This window comes from Ulvibacter sp. 2305UL32-6, from assembly GCF_058148545.1.
Genome location: NZ_JBYVKA010000093.1, coordinates 1 through 343, shown reverse-complemented (window position 1 = coordinate 343; position 343 = coordinate 1). Strand labels below are relative to the sequence as shown.

1 protein-coding gene is annotated in these 343 nt (G+C 43.1%); it reads right to left on the bottom strand.

The genetic code is table 11. The annotated features are described in order from the left end of the window. Positions 1-343 (bottom strand): hypothetical protein (locus tag ACY2RU_RS17860; protein WP_490139843.1); only part of this gene is annotated, 343 nt, incomplete at both ends.

Genomic DNA, 343 nt, shown 5'->3' with positions numbered 1-343 from the left:
ACTAAGCTCTGGACTTGTGTTGTCCTCAATCGTTACTATGGCAGTACATGTTGATTCATTTCCGTTTGAATCGGTTACGGTAAGCACTACAGGATTGTCGCCTACATTACTACAATCGAAGGTATCGATATCCAGATCGTAGCTCGCAATACCACAGGCATCGGTAGAACCACCGTCAACATCTATTCCTGCAATTGTTACAGTTCCCGTTATAGGATCTAGTTCAACTGTGATGTCTTGACAAACCACTACTGGAGCCGTTACATCTTGAACCGTTACAATAGCGGTACAAGTACTAACGTTTCCGTTGACATCAGTGATCTCTAAGATCACATTGTTTGGG